15 protein-coding genes and 1 pseudogene are annotated in these 17486 nt (G+C 68.9%); 9 read left to right on the top strand and 7 right to left on the bottom strand.

What is annotated here, in order from left to right; genetic code table 11:
* From BLR99_RS05825 to BLR99_RS05815, 3 genes are read right to left on the bottom strand one after another with little or no spacing between them, the layout of a single operon-like run.
* Positions 1 to 378, bottom strand: a complete 378-nt coding sequence (locus tag BLR99_RS05825; RefSeq protein ID WP_011794321.1) for a Rieske (2Fe-2S) protein — start codon at positions 376 to 378, stop codon at positions 1 to 3.
* A 30-nt stretch (positions 379 to 408) separates the two neighbouring features.
* Positions 409 to 1077 (bottom strand): HAD-IA family hydrolase, encoded by a 669-nt coding sequence (locus BLR99_RS05820; RefSeq protein WP_011794320.1) that lies wholly within the window; start codon positions 1075 to 1077, stop codon positions 409 to 411.
* Between the two features lie 13 nt (positions 1078 to 1090).
* Positions 1091 to 2122 carry an RluA family pseudouridine synthase gene (locus BLR99_RS05815; RefSeq protein WP_017438232.1) on the bottom strand — a complete coding sequence of 344 codons (1032 nt, stop codon included), beginning with the start codon at positions 2120 to 2122 and terminating at the stop codon, positions 1091 to 1093.
* A 583-nt stretch (positions 2123 to 2705) separates the two neighbouring features.
* On the opposite strand from BLR99_RS05815, the gene BLR99_RS05805 reads away from it, so the two are divergent.
* The 4 genes from BLR99_RS05805 (at position 2706) to queF (ending at position 8560) form a co-directional block, all read left to right on the top strand.
* On the top strand, positions 2706 to 5828 hold the full coding sequence (locus tag BLR99_RS05805; protein WP_011794318.1) for an Rne/Rng family ribonuclease: 3123 nt from the start codon (positions 2706 to 2708) through the stop codon (positions 5826 to 5828).
* Positions 5829 to 5921: 93 nt separating this feature from the next.
* Positions 5922 to 6701 carry a peroxide stress protein YaaA gene (yaaA, locus tag BLR99_RS05800; protein WP_011794317.1) on the top strand — a complete coding sequence of 260 codons (780 nt, stop codon included), beginning with the start codon at positions 5922 to 5924 and terminating at the stop codon, positions 6699 to 6701.
* Between the two features lie 96 nt (positions 6702 to 6797).
* On the top strand, positions 6798 to 7694 hold the full coding sequence (locus tag BLR99_RS05795; RefSeq protein ID WP_017439190.1) for a 2OG-Fe(II) oxygenase: 897 nt from the start codon (positions 6798 to 6800) through the stop codon (positions 7692 to 7694).
* A 20-nt stretch (positions 7695 to 7714) separates the two neighbouring features.
* Positions 7715 to 8560, top strand: coding sequence for an NADPH-dependent 7-cyano-7-deazaguanine reductase QueF (queF, locus tag BLR99_RS05790; RefSeq protein WP_046060887.1), 846 nt, complete (start codon positions 7715 to 7717; stop codon positions 8558 to 8560).
* 18 nt (positions 8561 to 8578) lie between these two features.
* Here the strand turns inward: queF and BLR99_RS05785 are convergent, their stop codons facing one another.
* Both BLR99_RS05785 and murJ read right to left on the bottom strand, forming a co-directional pair.
* On the bottom strand, positions 8579 to 9430 hold the full coding sequence (locus tag BLR99_RS05785) for a SirB1 family protein (protein ID WP_046060853.1): 852 nt from the start codon (positions 9428 to 9430) through the stop codon (positions 8579 to 8581).
* A 77-nt stretch (positions 9431 to 9507) separates the two neighbouring features.
* Positions 9508 to 11073, bottom strand: coding sequence for a murein biosynthesis integral membrane protein MurJ (murJ, locus tag BLR99_RS05780; protein WP_041827838.1), 1566 nt, complete (start codon positions 11071 to 11073; stop codon positions 9508 to 9510).
* A 131-nt stretch (positions 11074 to 11204) separates the two neighbouring features.
* Here murJ and rpsT point away from each other — a divergent pair, with 131 nt between their 5' ends.
* Together rpsT and mqo are read left to right on the top strand one after the other, a co-directional pair.
* On the top strand, positions 11205 to 11504 hold the full coding sequence (gene rpsT, locus BLR99_RS05775) for a 30S ribosomal protein S20 (protein ID WP_011794312.1): 300 nt from the start codon (positions 11205 to 11207) through the stop codon (positions 11502 to 11504).
* Between the two features lie 310 nt (positions 11505 to 11814).
* Positions 11815 to 13511 (top strand): annotated as a pseudogene (gene mqo / locus BLR99_RS05770) (malate dehydrogenase (quinone)).
* 173 nt (positions 13512 to 13684) lie between these two features.
* Here mqo and BLR99_RS05765 read toward each other — a convergent pair.
* On the bottom strand, positions 13685 to 14014 hold the full coding sequence (locus BLR99_RS05765) for a DUF3579 domain-containing protein (RefSeq protein ID WP_011794310.1): 330 nt from the start codon (positions 14012 to 14014) through the stop codon (positions 13685 to 13687).
* 256 nt (positions 14015 to 14270) lie between these two features.
* On the opposite strand from BLR99_RS05765, the gene BLR99_RS05760 reads away from it, so the two are divergent.
* From BLR99_RS05760 to BLR99_RS05750, 3 genes are read left to right on the top strand one after another with little or no spacing between them, the layout of a single operon-like run.
* On the top strand, positions 14271 to 15467 hold the full coding sequence (locus tag BLR99_RS05760) for an aspartate aminotransferase family protein (RefSeq protein ID WP_011794309.1): 1197 nt from the start codon (positions 14271 to 14273) through the stop codon (positions 15465 to 15467).
* The gene (gene argF / locus BLR99_RS05755; protein ID WP_017438544.1) at positions 15464 to 16393 is read left to right on the top strand and encodes an ornithine carbamoyltransferase; all 930 of its coding nucleotides are present in this window, start codon (positions 15464 to 15466) and stop codon (positions 16391 to 16393) included. Before BLR99_RS05760 ends, argF begins: the two co-directional genes overlap by 4 nt.
* A gap of 45 nt (positions 16394 to 16438) precedes the next feature.
* Positions 16439 to 17134 carry an HD domain-containing protein gene (locus tag BLR99_RS05750; protein ID WP_017438545.1) on the top strand — a complete coding sequence of 232 codons (696 nt, stop codon included), beginning with the start codon at positions 16439 to 16441 and terminating at the stop codon, positions 17132 to 17134.
* Positions 17135 to 17160: 26 nt separating this feature from the next.
* On the opposite strand, the gene BLR99_RS05745 is transcribed toward BLR99_RS05750, so the two are convergent.
* A complete protein-coding gene (locus tag BLR99_RS05745) occupies positions 17161 to 17481 on the bottom strand; it encodes a FeoB-associated Cys-rich membrane protein (RefSeq protein ID WP_041827256.1) in 321 nt (106 codons plus the stop codon).
* Positions 17482 to 17486: the final 5 nt, after the last annotated feature.

Raw genomic sequence — 17486 nt, 5'->3', positions numbered from 1 at the left:
TCAGAATTCCACGGGTTGCAATTGGGAGCCAGTATGCCAGCGCACCACTCCGGACTCTTCCGAAATTGCGATCTTCACCAGTCCGCCACGGCAGGGGCCGCCGGCACAGGCGCCGGTATCGGGGCGGTAGGCAGCGCCGTGCGAAGCGCACAGCAGCCAGTGCCCCGTGTCGTCGAAGAAGCGGTTGGGCTGCCAATCCATCTCCATGGGCACGTGCGTGCACTGGTTCAGGTAGGCATGGACCTGCCCCTGGTAGCGGATGGCGAAGGCACGGCAGGGCTGCCCGGCCCACACGACATCGAAGGGAACGGCGTCGCCGCCCTCCCGCAGCGCATCGCTCGGGCACAGGGGAATGGCCGCTCCCGGGGCGTCGGTCATGTTCGGTGCTCCAGCAGCGGGCCGGCGCGATCAGCCGTTGCGCACCAGCCAGTCGTGCAGATCGGCCACGGAATGGGCGACGTGCAGCGGCTCCAGCGCATGGAATCCGGAGGGCTCGTGCGCTCCGTAGCTCACTCCCACGCCGGCGCAGCCGGCCGAGCGGGCCATCTGCAGGTCGTGGGTGGTGTCGCCGATCATCAGCAGGCGCCCGGGCGGCACGCCGAACTCCGCCATCAGCTCCTGCAGCATCAGGGGGTGCGGCTTGCTGGCGGTTTCATCGGCCGTCCGGGAGCCGTCGAACATGCCCCGCAGCGAAACCGTGTGCAGGACTTCGTCGAGCCCCCGGCGGCTCTTGCCGGTGGCCACGGCCAGCAAATGGCCGCAGGCGCGCAGCTCTTCCAGCATCGGCAGCACGCCCTCGAAGAGGCTCAGGTCGTTCTGGTGGCGCGCATAGTGGTAGCCGTAGCGGCTGCGCAGTTCGGCATGCTTTTCGCGCGGCACGTGGGGGGCGGCATGCGCCAGCGCCTCCATCAGCCCCATGCCGATCACCCAGGCGGCATCGCGGTCGCTGGGCACCTGCCCTCCCACGTCGCGCACGGCATCCTGAATGCAGCGCACGATGATGGCGGTGGAGTCGAACAGGGTCCCATCCCAGTCGAAGGCGATGAGATCGAAGCGGCGGGCACGGGTGGCGGACATGGGGCGGCGGGCGTCAGGTGGGAGCGGGAGCGGCGGGCAGGAAGCCGGACAGCTCCGCCGGCAGCTCGGCATGCAGTTCGATGCGCTCGCCGCTGGCGGGGTGGCTGAACTGTAACCGCCATGCATGCAGGAACATGCGGCGCAGGCCGTGCTTCTGGACGCGGCGGTTCAGATCGAAGTCGCCGTACTTGTCGTCGCCCACGATCGGGTGGCCCCGGCTGGCCAGGTGGACCCGGATCTGGTGGGTGCGGCCGGTCTTGATCGTCACCTCCAGCAGCGCCATGGCGGGCAGCCCCTCGGCCGGCCGGGCCGGCACGCGGCTGCGCACCTTCACGAGGGTGATGGAGCGCATGCCGTCGGGATCGTCTTCCGTGGTCACACGCACCCGGCGCTCGCCGTCGGCCTGCAGGTACTTGTGCAGGGGTGCGTCGATGACCTTCAGGCGCTCCGGCCACTCGCCCGACACGAGGGCCAGGTAGGTCTTGCCGGTTTCGCGCTCGCGGAACTGGTCCTGCAGGTGCGTGAGCGCCGAACGCTTCTTGGCCACGAGCAGGATGCCCGAGGTTTCCCGGTCCAGGCGATGCACCAGCTCCAGGAAACGGGCCTGCGGGCGCGCCTGGCGCAACTGCTCGATGACGCCGAAGCTCACGCCGCTGCCGCCATGCACCGCCACGCCGGCGGGCTTGTCCAGGGCAACCAGGTGCTCGTCCTCCAGCAGCAGGGGAAACTCCCTGGCCGGTGCGGGCCGTTCCGCCTTTGCGGCCACCTTGTCGGAAATGCGCACGGGTGGCACGCGGACCACGTCACCGGCCTCGACGCGGGTGTCGGCCGCGGCCCGCCCCTTGTTGATGCGGACCTCGCCGCTGCGGATGATGCGGTAGACATGCGTCTTGGGCACGCCCTTGAGTTCACGTATCAGAAAGTTATCCAGCCGCTGCCCCGCGGACTCGGCATCGACCTCGACCCAGCGCACGGCCAAGGCACCCGGTTCGGAGGCGGCGGGGGGGCGGCCGGGCGCCGGTTTGGCCCCTATAATGTGTTTCACCTGTGCGACGTTGTGTAAGTGGTTGATTTTTCTGGAGTTTAGTCCACCCGGCCCGACACGACGTACAGGAAGGTCGATGCCAACGGGCGTCGTGCGCGCAGATTGCAGGCCGGTTGCCTGCGAAGGCCTGCATGCCGCCCGGCCCGGCTGACAAATTGAAACACCCAAACGGAATCCCCAACCGGCAGGCCGCCTCTCCACGGAGATCGCCCCTGCCGCGGATCAAAGCGAAAACATGTTGGCGCTGATGGCTTGGATCATGGCACTGTGGCAGGGGCACAAGCCCCTGGCGCGGGCCGTCCGCATGCCCGATGCGCCCGCATGGCGTGCCCTGCCGACGACATTCTTCCCGGCCAGGAAGCACGCTTCCTCCATCGCCTCCATCCACGCCCCACCACCCCGGCTGCCGAGCTAGTCAACAGCTTCGCGGCCGCCTGGCTTTCAGCGGCAATTCCCTTCGTTTCAGTGCGTCGGCCCTGGCATCCATGGCTCCTGAAGAGCCTGTGTCAACGGTTGAACCCGGGACGCACGCAGCTCCTGTGCTGCGCGGCGTCCCGCACCCATACGAAGAAGGAAACGCATCATGAAGCGGATGCTCATCAATGCCACGCAGCCCGAAGAACGGCGCCTCGCCATCGTGGACGGCCAGAAGCTGCTGGACTACGAGATCGAGATCGAGGGACGCGAACAACGCAAGGGCAACATCTACAAGGCGGTCGTCACCCGCGTCGAGCCCAGCCTGGAAGCCTGCTTCGTGGATTACGGCGAGGACCGCCACGGCTTCCTGCCCTTCAAGGAAATCTCCCGCCAGTATTTCGCCGAGGGCGTTTCGCCCAGCCAGGCCCGCATCAACGACGTGATCCGCGAAGGCCAGGAGCTGCTGGTTCAGGTCGAGAAGGAAGAACGCGGCAACAAGGGCGCGGCCCTGACCACCTTCGTGTCGCTGGCCGGCCGCTACGTGGTGCTGATGCCCAACAACCCGCGCGGCGGCGGCGTGTCGCGCCGCATCGAGGGCGAGGACCGTGCCGAACTCAAGGAGGCGATGGACCAGCTCGAGTACCCGAAGGGCATGAGCATCATCGCGCGCACCGCCGGCATCGGCCGCTCGGCGCCCGAGCTGCAATGGGACCTGAACTACCTGCTCAAGCTCTGGACCGCCATCGACGGCGCCGCCAGGGGCGGCAAGGGCGCCTTCCTGATCTACCAGGAATCCTCCCTGGTGATCCGCGCGATCCGCGACTACTTCAACAACGACATCGGCGACATCCTCATCGATACGGACGACATCTATGAACAGGCGCAGCAGTTCATGTCGCACGTCATGCCCGAGCATGCCGCCAAGGTCAAGCGCTACCGCGACGACGCGGCGCTGTTCAGCCGCTTCCAGATCGAGCACCAGATCGAGTCCGCCTACGCCCGCACGGTGACCCTGCCCTCCGGCGGCGCCATCGTGATCGACCACACGGAAGCGCTGGTGTCCGTGGACGTGAACTCGGCCCGCGCCATCAAGGGCGGCGACATCGAGGAGACCGCCACCCGCACCAACCTGGAAGCCGCCGACGAGGTGGCCCGCCAGATGCGCCTGCGCGACCTGGGCGGCCTGATCGTGATCGACTTCATCGACATGGAGGAGAGCAAGAACCGCCGCGAGGTCGAGAACCGCCTGCGCGACGCGCTGCGCCAGGACCGCGCCCGCGTGCAGTTCGGCACGATCAGCAAGTTCGGCCTGATGGAAATGAGCCGCCAGCGCCTGAAGCCCTCGCTGAGCGAAGGCGCGCACATCCGCTGCCCGCGCTGCGACGGCACGGGCCACGTGCGCGACACGGAAGGCTTCTCGCTGCAGATCCTGCGCATGATCCAGGAAGAGTCCATGAAGGACAACACGGCCGCCGTGCACTGCCAGGTGCCGGTGGAAGTGGCCTCGTTCCTGCTCAACGAGAAGCGCACCGAAATCGCCAAGATCGAACTCAAGCAGCGCGTGAGCGTGCTCATGGTCCCCAACAAGACCATGGAAACGCCCAAGTACAAGCTCGAGCGCCTGAAGCACGACGACCCGCGCCTGGACCACATCGCCGCGAGCTACAAGCTGGCCGAGGAGATGGAGGACCCGACCACGGTGACGCGCCGCTCCCAGGAGCCGACGAACAAACAGACCCCGGTGATCAAGGGTGTGCTGCCCGATGCGCCGGCCCCGGTCGCCGAGCCGCGCCCCGAAATGCCGCGCACGGCGGGCGCACGCAACGGCGCGCACGCGGCCGCCCCGGCACAGCCGCCTGCACCGGCCCCCGCGCCGGCGCCGGCTGCGCCCCAGGAACAGGGCTTCTTCGCATGGCTCAAGAGCCTCTTCGGTTTCGGACCGCGTCCGGCTCCGGCACCGGTGTCCGCGCCGGTTGCGGCGCCTGCCCCCGCCCCTGCCGCCGACGCCCCGCGTGACGGGCGCCGCGGTGGAGGCCGGCGCGGCGGACGCGACGGCAACGGCGGCGGTCGTGACGGGCAGCGCGAGAACGGTGCCGCGGAAGGCCGCGGACGCCGCGGCGAGCGCGGAGAACGCCCCGAGCGTGCCGAAGGCGAAGCGCCACGCAACGGCCGGGGTCCGCGCGATGCCGAGGGCCGCGAAGGCCGGCCGGCACGGGAGCGCGATCGCGACCGTGAAGGCGGACGCGAGAACGGACGCGATGCATCCGTTCGCGCCGAAGGAGATTACGCGCCGCGTAATGGCCGTGAAGGCCGTGAAGGCGGCCGCGGCCGCGAGCGCCGGGAGTCCGGCGACGCTCCGCGCCAGCAGCCGCTGGGCACTGACGCCGGCATGGGGGCCGTGGCCCCGGACGTCGGCATCGAAGGCCAGGGTGCCGCCCCGCAGGAGCGCGGCGAGCGGGGCCCTCGCAACGGCGAGCGCCGGGAACGCCGGGAACGCGGCGGCGACCGCCGTCCGCGCGGAGAGGAAGGCCAGGCCGAGTTCGTGGACACGTCCCCGATGGCCTCGCTGCCCGATCTGGACCTGACCGGCGGCGAAGCCGGCAGCCCGGCCACGGGCTCCACCCCGGGCGAGGAGCCGCGCCGCGAACGCCGGTCGCGCGACCGCTATGGACGCGACCGCCGGGAGCGCGCGCCGCGTGAAGGCGCCGAGGTGGAAACCGCACCGGTGACCGAGACCACCACGGCGCAGGCCGTGCAGGACGTGGCCGGCGAAGGCCCTGCCCAGGAAGCGCCGCGCCGCAGCTACTTCAGCCAGGGTGGCGGCGCCCCCGCGCCCACCGCCGCGGCGGTGGCATCCGAAGCCTCGCACGGCGAAGCGCCCGCGGAACCTGCGCAAGCCCCCGCAGGCATCCCGGCGGCAGCGCCGGCACCTGCCGTGGCCGCCGCCGCGGTGCCGGTCCCCGTGCCAGTCCCGGTCGCCACGCCAGCGCCCGCACCGGCCGCAGCCGCGGCCGTGCCGGGACTGCCACGCGTGCAGGCCTTCCAGCTGCCGGTGGATGAGCTGAACCGGATCGCCGAAAGCTCGGGCCTGCAGTGGGTGAACTCCGATGCGGAGAAGATCGCCGCCGCGCAGGCAGCGATCGCCGCGGAGCCCCGCCCGGTGCATGTGCCGCGCGAGCGGCCTCCGGCCGTCGTGCTGGACGAAGGTCCGCTGGTGCTCGTGGAAACACGCCGAGATCTGCGCGACCTGAAGCTGCCGTTCGAGCAGCAGCCCTCGTCCGTCGCCTGACGGATCCCGACGGCCGGCGGCGCCACTTGCCTGGCGCCGCCGGCCGTCCGCATTTCCCCGCACCGTCCGTTCGCACCGAGGGAATCCGCACCGATGCTGTTCCTGCTGTCTCCCGCCAAATCCCTGGACTACGACACCCCGCTGCCGCCAGGGCTGGCCCACACCCTTCCCCCGTTCATCCATGAATCCACGCAGCTCATCGAGGTGCTGCGTGAGAAGTCTCCGCAGGAGCTGGCGTCCCTGATGGGCATCAGCGATGCGCTGGCCGGGCTCAATGCCGCGCGCTATGCCGCCTGGTCGCCGCGGTTCACGGCGGCGAACGCCCGGCAGGCGCTCTTCGCTTTCAACGGCGATGTCTATGAGGGCCTGGACGCCCGGAGCCTGGACGGCGACGGATTGCGCTGGGCGCAGGACCATGTCGCCATCCTGAGCGGCCTCTACGGCGTGCTGCGCCCCCTCGACCGGATGCAGCCCTACCGCCTGGAGATGGGCACGCGGCTGGCCACCGGCGCAGGCGCCAATCTCTACCGGTTCTGGGGCAAGCGCATCGCCGAGCACCTGAACCAGCGCCTCGCGGCCGACGCCACGCCGGTGGTGGTGAACCTCGCTTCCCAGGAATACTTCAAATCCGTGGACACCGCCGCGCTGAAGGCCCGCGTGATCGAATGCGTGTTCGAGGACTGGAAGGGGGGCCGCTACAAGATCATCAGCTTCCATGCCAAGCGCGCCCGCGGGCTGATGGCGCGCTATGCCATCCAGCACCGCGTGGTGGCCCCCCGCCAGCTGGAAGGTTTCGATCTCGAAGGCTATGCGTTCGACGCATCCGCCTCGGCGCAGGACCGCCTCGTCTTCCGCCGCAAGGACGCCGGCTGAAGCGCCCGAAAAACCGCACACCGCGGCCGTGTTTTGCACGGGGGTTAACGTACCCGATTGCCGATGGCCGCCCGACCCACTTTCCCGACCGAACACATGTCCGCCAACCGCCCCGTTGCAGCGCGCGCCGACACGGACGCCGCCCTCTCCCAATCCATCACGCCGGAGCTGCGCACCTGGATCGTCGCGCAGGCGCAGGCGGGCTTCGGCGCGCCCGCCGTGCTGCAATCCATGCTCGACGCGGGCTGGAGCGAGGAAGTGGCCACCTATGCGATGGAACACGTGCTGCGCGAGCACCTGGACACGCTGGCGGTGCAGCAGGGCCATCCGGCAGCCTCGCGCGTGCCCGAGCCGGACCTGGCGGAGTCCCCCGGCAGCATCGACGTCGGCGACCGCCGCGTGGACGTGCTCATGGCCATGGCCCAGCCGCGCGTGGTGCTGTTCGGCAACCTGCTGTCGCCCGAGGAATGCGACGCCATCATCGATGCGGCCCGCCCCCGCATGGCCCGGTCGCTCACCGTCGCCACGCGCACGGGCGGCGAGGAGGTCAACGATGACCGCACCAGCAACGGCATGTTCTTCCAGCGCGAGGAAAACCCCGTGGTGGCACGGCTGGAGGCGCGCATCGCCCGGCTCGTGAACTGGCCCCTGGAGAACGGCGAGGGCCTGCAGGTGCTGCACTACCGGCCCGGGGCCGAATACAAGCCCCACTACGACTACTTCGACCCCGCGGAGCCCGGCACGCCGACCATCCTGCGCCGGGGCGGGCAGCGGGTGGCCACGATCGTCATCTACCTCAACGATCCGGAAAAGGGCGGTGGCACCACCTTCCCCGACGTGCACCTGGAAGTGGCTCCGCGCCGTGGCAACGCGGTGTTCTTCAGCTACGAACGCCCCCACCCATCCACGCGCACGCTCCATGGCGGAGCCCCCGTCGTCGCAGGCGACAAATGGATCGCCACGAAGTGGCTGCGCGAACGGCGTTTCGAATGAACGACGCCGGCGGACACACCATGAATACTCCCGACCAATCCCAGCTGGGCCGCGTCTCCGGCTATGCCGACCAGTACGACGCCTCGCTGCTGTTCCCCCTGCCCCGCCAGCCCAAGCGCCACGAAATCGGCGTGACGGGCACCCCGCCCTTTTTCGGGGCGGACCTGTGGACCGCCTTCGAGCTGTCGTGGCTGAACCTGCGCGGCAAGCCGCAGGTCGCCCTCGCGCACATCACCGTTCCCTGCGAGACCCCCAACATCATCGAGAGCAAGTCGTTCAAGCTCTACCTGAACAGCTTCAACAACACGCGATTCGCGGATGCCGCACAAGTGCAGACGCGCATCCGGACGGACATCAGCGAGGCCGCGTGGCGCGGTTCGGACCGCCAGGCGACCGTGGGCGTGAAACTGGTGCTGCCCGAGATGTTCGACCGCGAACCCGTGCAGGAGCTCGACGGCCTGCTGCTGGACCGCCTGGACGTGGAGTGCACGCACTACACCCCCGCCCCGGAGCTGCTGCATGCGAACCATGGCGAGGCCCCCGTCACGGAAACGCTCACCAGCCACCTGCTCAAGAGCAACTGCCTGGTGACCGGGCAGCCGGACTGGGGCAGCGTGCGCATCGAGTACAGCGGAGCCCAGATCGACCAGGCCGGCCTGCTGCGGTACCTGGTCAGTTTCCGCAACCACAACGAGTTCCACGAACAATGCGTGGAGCGCATCTTCATGGACCTGTGGACGCGCTGCCGCCCGATCAAGCTGTCGGTGTACGCGCGCTACACCCGCCGTGGCGGGCTGGACATCAACCCGCTGCGCACCAGCCACCCCCAGGCGCTGCCAGCCAACGTCCGCACGGCGCGGCAGTGAGGCGGCCGCCGCGGCCCGTCAGTCCCCGGCACGCCGCAGCTGCTCGAGCCGCGCGGCGATGGCATCGACATCGAGCGCATCCTCGGCATGGGCCAGATAGGTTTCGAGGTCCGACACCGCTCCTTCCGCATGGCCCAGTTCGGCCCGCGCGAGGCCGCGGTCCCGCCACTCGCCCCAGGCATCGGGCAGCAGCACCACCAGCCGCTCCTGCACGGCCGCGAGGCGTCCCCAATCCTGCTGGGAACGGTGGATTTCCTTCAGGTTGCGCAGCATGCGGGCGATGACCTCGCGGGCCGGGGCGGCCTGCAGGTAGAGCCCCAGGGGCACCTCGAAATCGTCCACCAGGCCGCTGCGCCGCCGGAACGGCTCCAGACGCTCGGCCAGGTCTTCGCGGGACAGGGACTGGCCCGTGGTCGGGTCCAGCACCACCTGTCCGCGCGGCAGCAGCACCTTGACCATGAAATGCCCGGGAAACGAGATGCCCCGCGCATGCAGTCCGAGCCCCTGCGCCAGTTCCATCCACAGCACGGCCAGCGAGATCGGGATGCCGCGGCGCGTGCGCAGCACGGCGTTCAGATAGCTGTTGTCCGGGTCGTAGTAGTTGTTGACGTTGCCGCCGAAGCCCAGGTCGTGGAAGAAGAACTGGTTGAGCGACCGCAGCCGCTGCAGGGAGGATGCGTCCTCCGGCAACCGGCGACGCACCCGGGCCAGCAATTGGTCCATGTCGCCGAGCAACTGCTGCACGTCGAATTCGGGGTACTCGTCGTGGGCGATGCAGGCCGCAGCTTCCAGTAGCGGAAAATGCTCGTCGCTCTGCACGAGAGCGGCGAAATATTCGAGCGGTGTCGGTAGGGAATAGCTCAGAGGCATGCCAGCGGTTGTACGGGCGCGCGCCGGGGGGCGTCAAGCAGACGCATTCCACGCATTGGTAAAATTTCTGTCGGGCTTCAGCGGCGCAGCAGCTGGCGCAGTTTCATCCCGGCCGCCCACAGCGCGCCGAAATACAGCACCGCCGCCCCCGCCAGGAACACCGCGAGCCATCCCACCCGCTGCGCCTCGTGCGCCCGCATCGCGATCCAGTCGATGTACCGGCTGGCCCAGATCAGGAAAATCGCCAGCAGTGCGCTGGCCGCCACGACCTGCAGCAGCAGCCGGCCCCAGCCGGGCTGCGGCTGGAAGCTGCCGCGGCGCAGCAGCCCCACCAGCAGCCACAGGGCGTTCACCAGCGCGCCCAGCCCGATGGACAGCGCCAGGCCCGCATGTTCCAGCGTCGGCACCAGGACGGCGTTGAGCAGCTGGGTCACGCAGAGCACGACCACCGCGATGCGCACGGGAGTGCGGATGTCCTGGCTGGCGTAATAGCCGGGAGCGAGCACCTTGATGGCGACGAGCCCCAGCAACCCCACGCCGTAGCCGGCGAGCGCCAGGGCGATCTGCCCCACGTCGCCGTCGTGCAGCGCACCATGGTGGAACAGCGTGGCCACCAGCGGCTGCGCGAAGGTGAGCAGGGCCACGGCGCACGGCACGGACAGCACCACCACGATGCGCAGGCCCCAGTCCAGCATGGCGGAATAGCGCTGCGCGTCGCCGGCGGCACGGGCGGCCGCCAGCTGCGGCGTGAGCACCACGCCCAGGGCGACGCCCAGCAGCGAAGTGGGGAACTCCATCAGGCGGTCCGCGTAGAACAGCCAGGTGACGCTGCCCGGGGCCAGGTAGGAAGCGATCTGCGTGTTGATCATCAGGGAGATCTGCGCCACGCCCACGCCCAGCAGCGCCGGCCCCATGAGCACGAGGATGCGCCGCACCCCCGGCGCCTGCCAGGCGGCCCGGACCGCGCCGGGAGACATGCCGATGCGCGGCAGCAGCCGCAGCCGGTGCAGCGCCGGCAGTTGCACGGCCAGTTGCGCGATGCCGCCCAGCATCACGCCGCCCGCCATGGCGTAGATGGGCTCGATGCCGCGGGCGGCCAGTTGCGGCGCCCCCAGCCACGCGGCCAGGATCATGCAGAGGTTGAGCAGCACCGGCGTGGCCGCCGGCACGGCGAAGCGCTTCCAGGTATTGAGCACGCCGGCGGACAGCGCCACCAGCGACATGAAACCGATGTAGGGGAACATCCAGCGCGTCATCAGCACGGCCGCATCGTAGCCCTGCGGGTTCTGCCGCAGGCCGCTGGCCAGCAGCCAGACCAGCAGCGGAGCGCCCAGCACGCCCGCGAGGCAGGAGGCCAGCAGCACCCAGAAGAGCGCGGTCGCCACGCTCGAAATCAGTTCGCGCGTGGCGTCCTCGCCCTGCTGCGCCCGGTGCGTGGCCAGCACGGGCACGAAGGCCTGGCTGAACGCCCCTTCGGCGAAGAGGCGGCGAAACAGGTTGGGAATGCGGAAGGCGACGTTGAAGGCGTCGGTGAGCGCGCTGGCCCCGAACATCGATGCCATCAGCAGATCGCGCGCCAGCCCCGACACGCGGGAGGCCAGGGTCAGCAGGGAGACGGTGGAGGCGGCTTTGAACAGGGACACGGGCAGGAGTGTATGCGCTGCGCCCGCCGTCACAGGCCGGGGATGATGGACAGGGGAGACCGCCTTGCGCAAGCCTGGGCTATAATCGCCGGCTTTGCTGACATCATCCTCAGACACCTAAGGAATCCATCATGGCATCTGCCAAGCCCAAGAAAAAGAACCCCCGCCTCGCCTCCGGCCGCAAGCGCGCGCGCCAGGACGTGAAGCTGAACGCAGCCAACACCTCGCTGCGCTCGAAGTACCGCACCGCCGTCAAGAACGTCGAGAAGGCCGTTCTGGCCGGCGACAAGACGAAGGCGTCCGAACTGTTCGCCAAGATGCAGTCCGTGGTCGACACGATCGCCGACAAGGGCATCTTCCACAAGAACAAGGCCGCTCGCGACAAGAGCCGCCTGTCCGCCAAGGTGAAAGCCCTGGCACTGGCCGCCTGACCCTCTTCAGGCAACAGCCCGGGCGGCCCCGCCGTCCGCCGTTTGCAACGGGTGCGCTGTCAGCAAGAAAACGAGAAACCGCCTTCGGGCGGTTTTTTCGTTTCCGGCCTCTGCCGCCGGCCGCGTGGAGCCGCATGCGTATCGCCGCGGGTTCATGCACCGCAATACCATGGACTGGGAAAGTGAAACTTGTTTTTTGTAAAGGTTTTCACTTTGGTGGGACAATCCCGCTTCCAAAATTTCCCGTTCTCCGGTAGCGATGCCCGGCCTGCCCTGATGGCAGGCCTTTCGCGCGCAGCCGTCGTGTTCCATGAAAAAGACGTTCAAAGCCTTGTCCGGCACCCTCTTGGTGCTCGTCCTGGCCGCTGTACTGTTCCTGTACTGGCCCCTGTTCCCCCGCTCCGTCCCCCTGCCGAAAACGACCAGCCCATCGATGTGGTGATGGTCGGCGCCGGCACCATGAGCACGACACTGGCCACCTATCTGCAGGAACTGCAGCCCGACTGGAAGATCCAGGTCTTCGAGCGCCTGGATGGCGTGGCCCTGGAAAGCTCCAATGGCTGGAACAACGCGGGCACGGGGCATTCGGGCTTCGCGGAACTGAACTACACGCCGCAGCTTCCCGACGGCTCCATCGAAACCAGGCGCGCCGTGGGCATCGCCGAGCAGTTCGAGGTGTCGCGCCAGTTCTGGGCACACCAGGTCGGCCGCGGCGCCATGCAGGCGCCGGGCACCTTCATCAACCCGACACCCCACATGAGCTTCGTCTGGGGGGATGACAACATCGCCTACCTGCGCAAGCGCCACGCCGCGCTGGTGAGCAATCCGCTCTTCTACGGCATGCAGTATTCGGAGGACCAGGCCCGCATCCGCGAATGGGCTCCGCTGATGATCGAAGGCCGCGATCCGGGCCAGAAGGTGGCCGCCACCTACATGCCCCTGGGCACCGACGTGAACTACGGCGCGGTGACCACCCAGCTCATGGAGGGCCTGCGAAAAAGCCCGAACTTCACGCTGAGTCTGCAGCACGAAGTGCGCGCGCTGCGCCAGAACGCCGACAAGACCTGGAACGTGACCGTGGCCCAGCTCGCCGAGGGCGGCAAGGAGAAGACCATCAAGGCCCGCTTCGTCTTCGTGGGCGCCGGCGGCGCGGCCCTCAAGCTGCTGCAGGCATCGGGCATTCCCGAGTCGAAGAACTACGCAGGCTTTCCCGTGGGCGGGCAGTTCCTCGCCACCGAGAACCCCGAACTCACCGCACGCCACGGCGTGAAGGCCTACGGCATCGCCTCCACCGGCTCCCCGCCGATGTCGGTTCCGCACATGGACGCCCGCAACCTGGACGGCAAGCCGGTCGTGCTCTTCGGGCCCTTCGCCCTGGCCACCACGAAGTTCCTCAAGCACGGCTCCTGGTTCGACCTGTTCTCTTCCGTCACGCACGACAATCTCGTGGGCATGCTGCGCGTGGGCATCCACAACCTCGATCTGGTGAAGTACCTGCTGCAGCAGGCGGAACTCACCGACGAGGACCGCTACAGGGAACTGCAGGCCTACTTCCCGCAGGCGAAGCGCGAGGACTGGCGCCTGGTGACCGCCGGGCAGCGCGTGCAGGTGATCAAGCGCGATCCCGAGAAAGGCGCCGTGCTGCAGTTCGGGACGGAGATCGTGACCGACGCCGATGGCACCATCGCGGCCCTGATGGGTGCCTCTCCCGGGGCATCGACGGCGCCCTACATCATGCTGAACCTGATGGCCAAGGCATTCCCCCAGCAGATGACGGACGCCGGCTGGAAGCCGCGCCTGCAGAAGATCATCCCGTCGTATGGCCGCAAGATCAACGAAAGCGCCGCAACGACCAACGAGATCCGGCGCATGACCAGCGCGGCGCTGCACCTGCCCTACCTGGACGTTCCGGCAGACCTCTCCCCGTCCGCCACGCCACCGGCGGCGCCGGCCGCCGTGATGCCGGCCGCTCCGCGCAACCAGAACAAGGAAATGCAGGCACTCTGAGGCCAACGCCCCGGCGTCCCGCCTGGCCGCGCTGATGGCAATGCCACCAGCGCGGCTTTTTCATTGCCGGCGGGGCGACGGGCTCATGGGAAACGGGGATGGGGGAGCGGACGCGCAGCCCGATGGCCTGGAGCGGCGCGCCCGGTTCGCGGAAAGGCAGGACCCAGCGGGGCTCAGGCCTTCCCAGGGGCAGGAACGCCGTCCGGCAGCAGGCAGGCCTCGGCCACCTGCAGGCCGTTGTCTCGCGCGAAATTCATGACGAAGTCCCAGGCCATGGGCTCATGCGTCTGGAGGTCGCGGTGGACCACCACGCACTTCACGCCATTCATGGTGGTGGGCACGCACCAGGGGGAATAGCTCAGATGGCTGCCGGGCCTGGCGCCGCCGGGCCGGAACTGGCCCATGACCCCCGCGAGGCGCTCTGCCCAGTCGCTGGGGCGGAAGGTTTTCCCGTCGTGGGTGATGCCTTGGATGAAGACTTCTTTCGAGTTGGGGGAAACCATGGGGGATCGGGGGGTCGTGGAGTGGAATCGCCGCAGGATCGCCGCCAGGCGCTACTGACCAGCATTCTAACTCTTATATAAGAGCTACCCATCCCAAAGACCCTGGCGTTCCCCCGGCCCGCATGGCTGTGATGCGCAATCGGCAATGGCTCCATCATGCCCTGCACCTAGAATCGTGCCTTCGCGCGCCGGGCGGCCTTCTCCCCGGACCGGCGCATTCTTTCCCGATTCGCATCGAACGCCTGGAGATCTCCGCATGAGCGCTTCCGCCCAGCCCGCCTCGCCCCACGTGATGAACACCTACGGCCGCCTGCCGATCGCGCTCGAGCGAGGCCAGGGCTGCAGGGTCTGGGACGTGGACGGCAAGCAGTACCTCGACGCGCTGGGCGGCATCGCCGTGAACACGCTGGGCCACAACCACCCGAAGCTGGTGCCCGCGCTGCAGGAGCAGGTGGCCAAGCTGATCCACAGCTCCAATTACTACCACGTGCCCCTGCAGGAGCAGCTCGCCGCGCGGCTGGTGGAGCGTTCCGGCATGACCAACGTGTTCTTTTGCAATTCCGGGCTGGAGGCCAACGAGGCCGCGCTCAAGCTGGCGCGCAAGTACGGCCACGACAAGGGCATCGGGCGCCCGCAGATCGTGGTCTATGAGAAGGCCTTCCACGGCCGCTCCATCGCCACCCTGTCGGCCACCGGCAACCCGAAGGTGCAGGCCGGCTTCGGCCCGCTGGTCGAAGGCTTCATCCGCGTGCCGATGAACGACATCGAGGCCATCCGCCAAGCCACGGAGGGCAACCCCGACGTGGTGGCCGTGTTCTTCGAGACCATCCAGGGCGAAGGCGGCGTGAACCCGATGCGCATCGAGTACCTGCAGCAGCTGCGGCAGCTCTGCGACGAGCGCGGCTGGCTGATGATGATCGACGAGGTGCAGTGCGGCATGGGCCGCACCGGCAGGTGGTTCGCGCACCAGTGGGCCGGCATCGTGCCGGACGTGATGCCGCTGGCCAAGGGCCTGGGCTCGGGCGTGCCGATCGGCGCCGTGGTGGCCGGCCCCAAGGCCGCGAACATCTTCGCGCCGGGCAACCACGGCACGACCTTCGGCGGCAACCCGCTGGCCATGCGTGCGGGCGTGGAAACCATCCGCATCATGGAAGAAGAAGGCCTGCTGCAGAACGCGGCCGACGTGGGCGCCCACCTGAAGGCGGCCCTGCAGCGCGAGCTGGGCGGGTTGCCCGGGGTGAAGGACATCCGCGGCCAGGGCCTGATGCTGGGCATCGAGCTCGACCGGCCGTGCGGCGTGCTCGTGGGCCGTGCCGCGGAAGCCGGCCTGCTGCTGTCCGTCACCGCGGACAGCGTGATCCGCATGGTGCCCGCGCTCATCCTCACGCGCGAAGAGGCCGACGAGATCGTGTCTCTGCTCGTTCCGCTGGTCAAGGCCTTCCTGGCCGAATGAAAGCTCCCTCCGACATGAAGCACTACCTGCAATTCAAGGATTTTTCCGCTCAGGAATACGCCTATCTCTTCGAACGCGCGGCGGTCATCAAGGGCAAGTTCAAGCGCTACGAGAAGCACCATCCGCTCACGGACCGCACGCTGGCCATGATCTTCGAGAAGGCCAGCACGCGCACGCGCGTGAGCTTCGAGGCCGGCATGTACCAGCTCGGCGGCAGCGTGGTGCACCTCACCACGGGCGACAGCCAGCTCGGCCGCGCCGAGCCCATCGAGGACAGCGCCAAGGTCATCAGCCGCATGGTGGATCTGGTCATGATCCGCACCTACGAGCAGACCAAGATCGAGCGCTTCGCGGCGCATTCGCGGGTGCCGGTCATCAATGGCCTCACCAACGAGTTCCATCCCTGCCAGATCCTGGCGGACATCTTCACGTTCATCGAGCACCGGGGGTCCATCCAGGGCAGGACGGTCGCCTGGGTGGGCGACGGCAACAACATGGCCAACACCTGGCTGCAGGCGGCCGAGCTGCTGGGCTTCACCGTGCATGTGAGCACCCCCTCCGGCTACGAAGTGGACAGCCGCGTCGCGGGCGTGGTGGCCGGGTCGCATTACAAGGTGTTCAGCGACCCGCTGGAAGCCTGCCGCGGCGCCGACCTCATCACCACCGACGTGTGGACCAGCATGGGCTACGAGGCCGAGAACGAGGCCCGCAAGAAGGCGTTCGCCGACTGGTGCGTGGACGCCGAGATGATGGCCGCCGCGCGGCCGGAGGCGCTCTTCATGCACTGCCTGCCGGCGCACCGCGGCGAGGAAGTGGAGGCGGACGTCATCGACGGCCCGCAGTCCGTCGTGTGGGACGAGGCGGAAAACCGCATGCACGTGCAGAAGGCGCTGATGGAGTACCTGCTGCTCGGCCAGGTCGCGTGAGGCGCCTGCCTCAAGCCTAGCGGCGCTCCACCTTTCTTCACTGCCATGGCCGCTCCCGATCGCCGCGCGCTCCTGAGCCGCTGGGATGCGCTCGGGGCGGCCCTCTCGCGGCAGGGCCCGGCCTGGACGGCGGAGGGCCGCCGGCTGCTGCGCCACTGGTCGTTCTGGCCGCGGGCGTACCACGACACGCACCACCTGCAGGCCTGCCTCGACCACTGGGACGCCGCGCGCAATCTGGCCGGCCACGGCCCGGGTGCGGAGACCGCCACCGAGGCGATGGACGACCCGCGTACCGTCGCCCTGGCGCTCTGGTTCCACGACGCCGTTTACTGGCCCTGGTCGGGCCGCAACGAGGAGCGCAGCGCCCGCTGGGCACGCAGCTTCCTGCAGGGCCAGGGCCTGCCTGCCGACACCGTGAGCACCGTGGAACGCCACATCCTCGCGACGTGCCACGGCCACGCGTCCGCAGTGACGGGCGACGACCGCTGGGTGGTGGACATCGACCTCGCCATCCTCGGCCAGCCGCCCGCGGTGTATGCCGCTTTCGAGCGCAACGTGCGGCGCGAATACCGCTTCGTGCGCTGGCCCCGCTACCGCGCCGGCCGCTGCGCGATCCTGCGCTCGTTCCTGGAACGCCCTGCGCTCTACGACACGGAATGGTTCCGAAGCCGTTATGAAGCGCAGGCGCGGGCGAACCTGGCGCATGCGCTGGACGTGCTGGGTGCCGGCGGCGCGTTCTGATCGCGCGGAAAGCCCTTCATGAAAATTCAGGCGTCGCCGCTGCCCTCGCCCGCGCGCGGCTTCGCTGCGTCCCCGTCGTGCGCCCGGCCCTGCGCGGGCGGGTGGAAGACCATCGGCTGCACAACCTCATGGCTGCCCGCCGCCGCGCGGGGCTGCGTCGAGCAGCCGCCCGCGCCGCCGGTTCCTTCACCGCTGCCACAGCTGTCGCAGCCCCCGCAGCCGGCCGGCCCGGCCAGGGCCGGATGCACCGCGCCGAGGCGGCTGCGCCAGCGCCGCGGCAGGTAGCGCCACGCGACGTAGAGCACGGCTGCGGCGACGATCAGGCCGACGATGATGTCCTGGGCCATGGCGG

This window comes from Paracidovorax citrulli, assembly GCF_900100305.1.
In the GTDB taxonomy this organism is placed as follows: domain Bacteria; phylum Pseudomonadota; class Gammaproteobacteria; order Burkholderiales; family Burkholderiaceae_C; genus Paracidovorax; species Paracidovorax citrulli.
The sequence above is the reverse complement of the archived record's forward strand: the minus strand, read 5'-3'. Positions and strand labels throughout refer to the sequence as shown.

Excerpts from the sequence above, each read along its gene's own strand:
- BLR99_RS05825 (WP_011794321.1), bottom strand. The coding sequence starts at position 378 with ATGACCGACGCCCCGGGAGCGGCCATTCCCCTGTGCCCGAGCGATGCG.
- BLR99_RS05820 (WP_011794320.1), bottom strand. The coding sequence starts at position 1,077 with ATGTCCGCCACCCGTGCCCGCCGCTTCGATCTCATCGCCTTCGACTGG.
- BLR99_RS05805 (WP_011794318.1), top strand. The coding sequence starts at position 2,706 with ATGAAGCGGATGCTCATCAATGCCACGCAGCCCGAAGAACGGCGCCTC.
- yaaA (WP_011794317.1), top strand. The coding sequence starts at position 5,922 with ATGCTGTTCCTGCTGTCTCCCGCCAAATCCCTGGACTACGACACCCCG.
- BLR99_RS05795 (WP_017439190.1), top strand. The coding sequence starts at position 6,798 with ATGTCCGCCAACCGCCCCGTTGCAGCGCGCGCCGACACGGACGCCGCC.
- queF (WP_046060887.1), top strand. The coding sequence starts at position 7,715 with ATGAATACTCCCGACCAATCCCAGCTGGGCCGCGTCTCCGGCTATGCC.
- BLR99_RS05785 (WP_046060853.1), bottom strand. The coding sequence starts at position 9,430 with ATGCCTCTGAGCTATTCCCTACCGACACCGCTCGAATATTTCGCCGCT.
- rpsT (WP_011794312.1), top strand. The coding sequence starts at position 11,205 with ATGGCATCTGCCAAGCCCAAGAAAAAGAACCCCCGCCTCGCCTCCGGC.
- BLR99_RS05765 (WP_011794310.1), bottom strand. The coding sequence starts at position 14,014 with ATGGTTTCCCCCAACTCGAAAGAAGTCTTCATCCAAGGCATCACCCAC.
- BLR99_RS05760 (WP_011794309.1), top strand. The coding sequence starts at position 14,271 with ATGAGCGCTTCCGCCCAGCCCGCCTCGCCCCACGTGATGAACACCTAC.
- argF (WP_017438544.1), top strand. The coding sequence starts at position 15,464 with ATGAAAGCTCCCTCCGACATGAAGCACTACCTGCAATTCAAGGATTTT.
- BLR99_RS05750 (WP_017438545.1), top strand. The coding sequence starts at position 16,439 with ATGGCCGCTCCCGATCGCCGCGCGCTCCTGAGCCGCTGGGATGCGCTC.
- BLR99_RS05745 (WP_041827256.1), bottom strand. The coding sequence starts at position 17,481 with ATGGCCCAGGACATCATCGTCGGCCTGATCGTCGCCGCAGCCGTGCTC.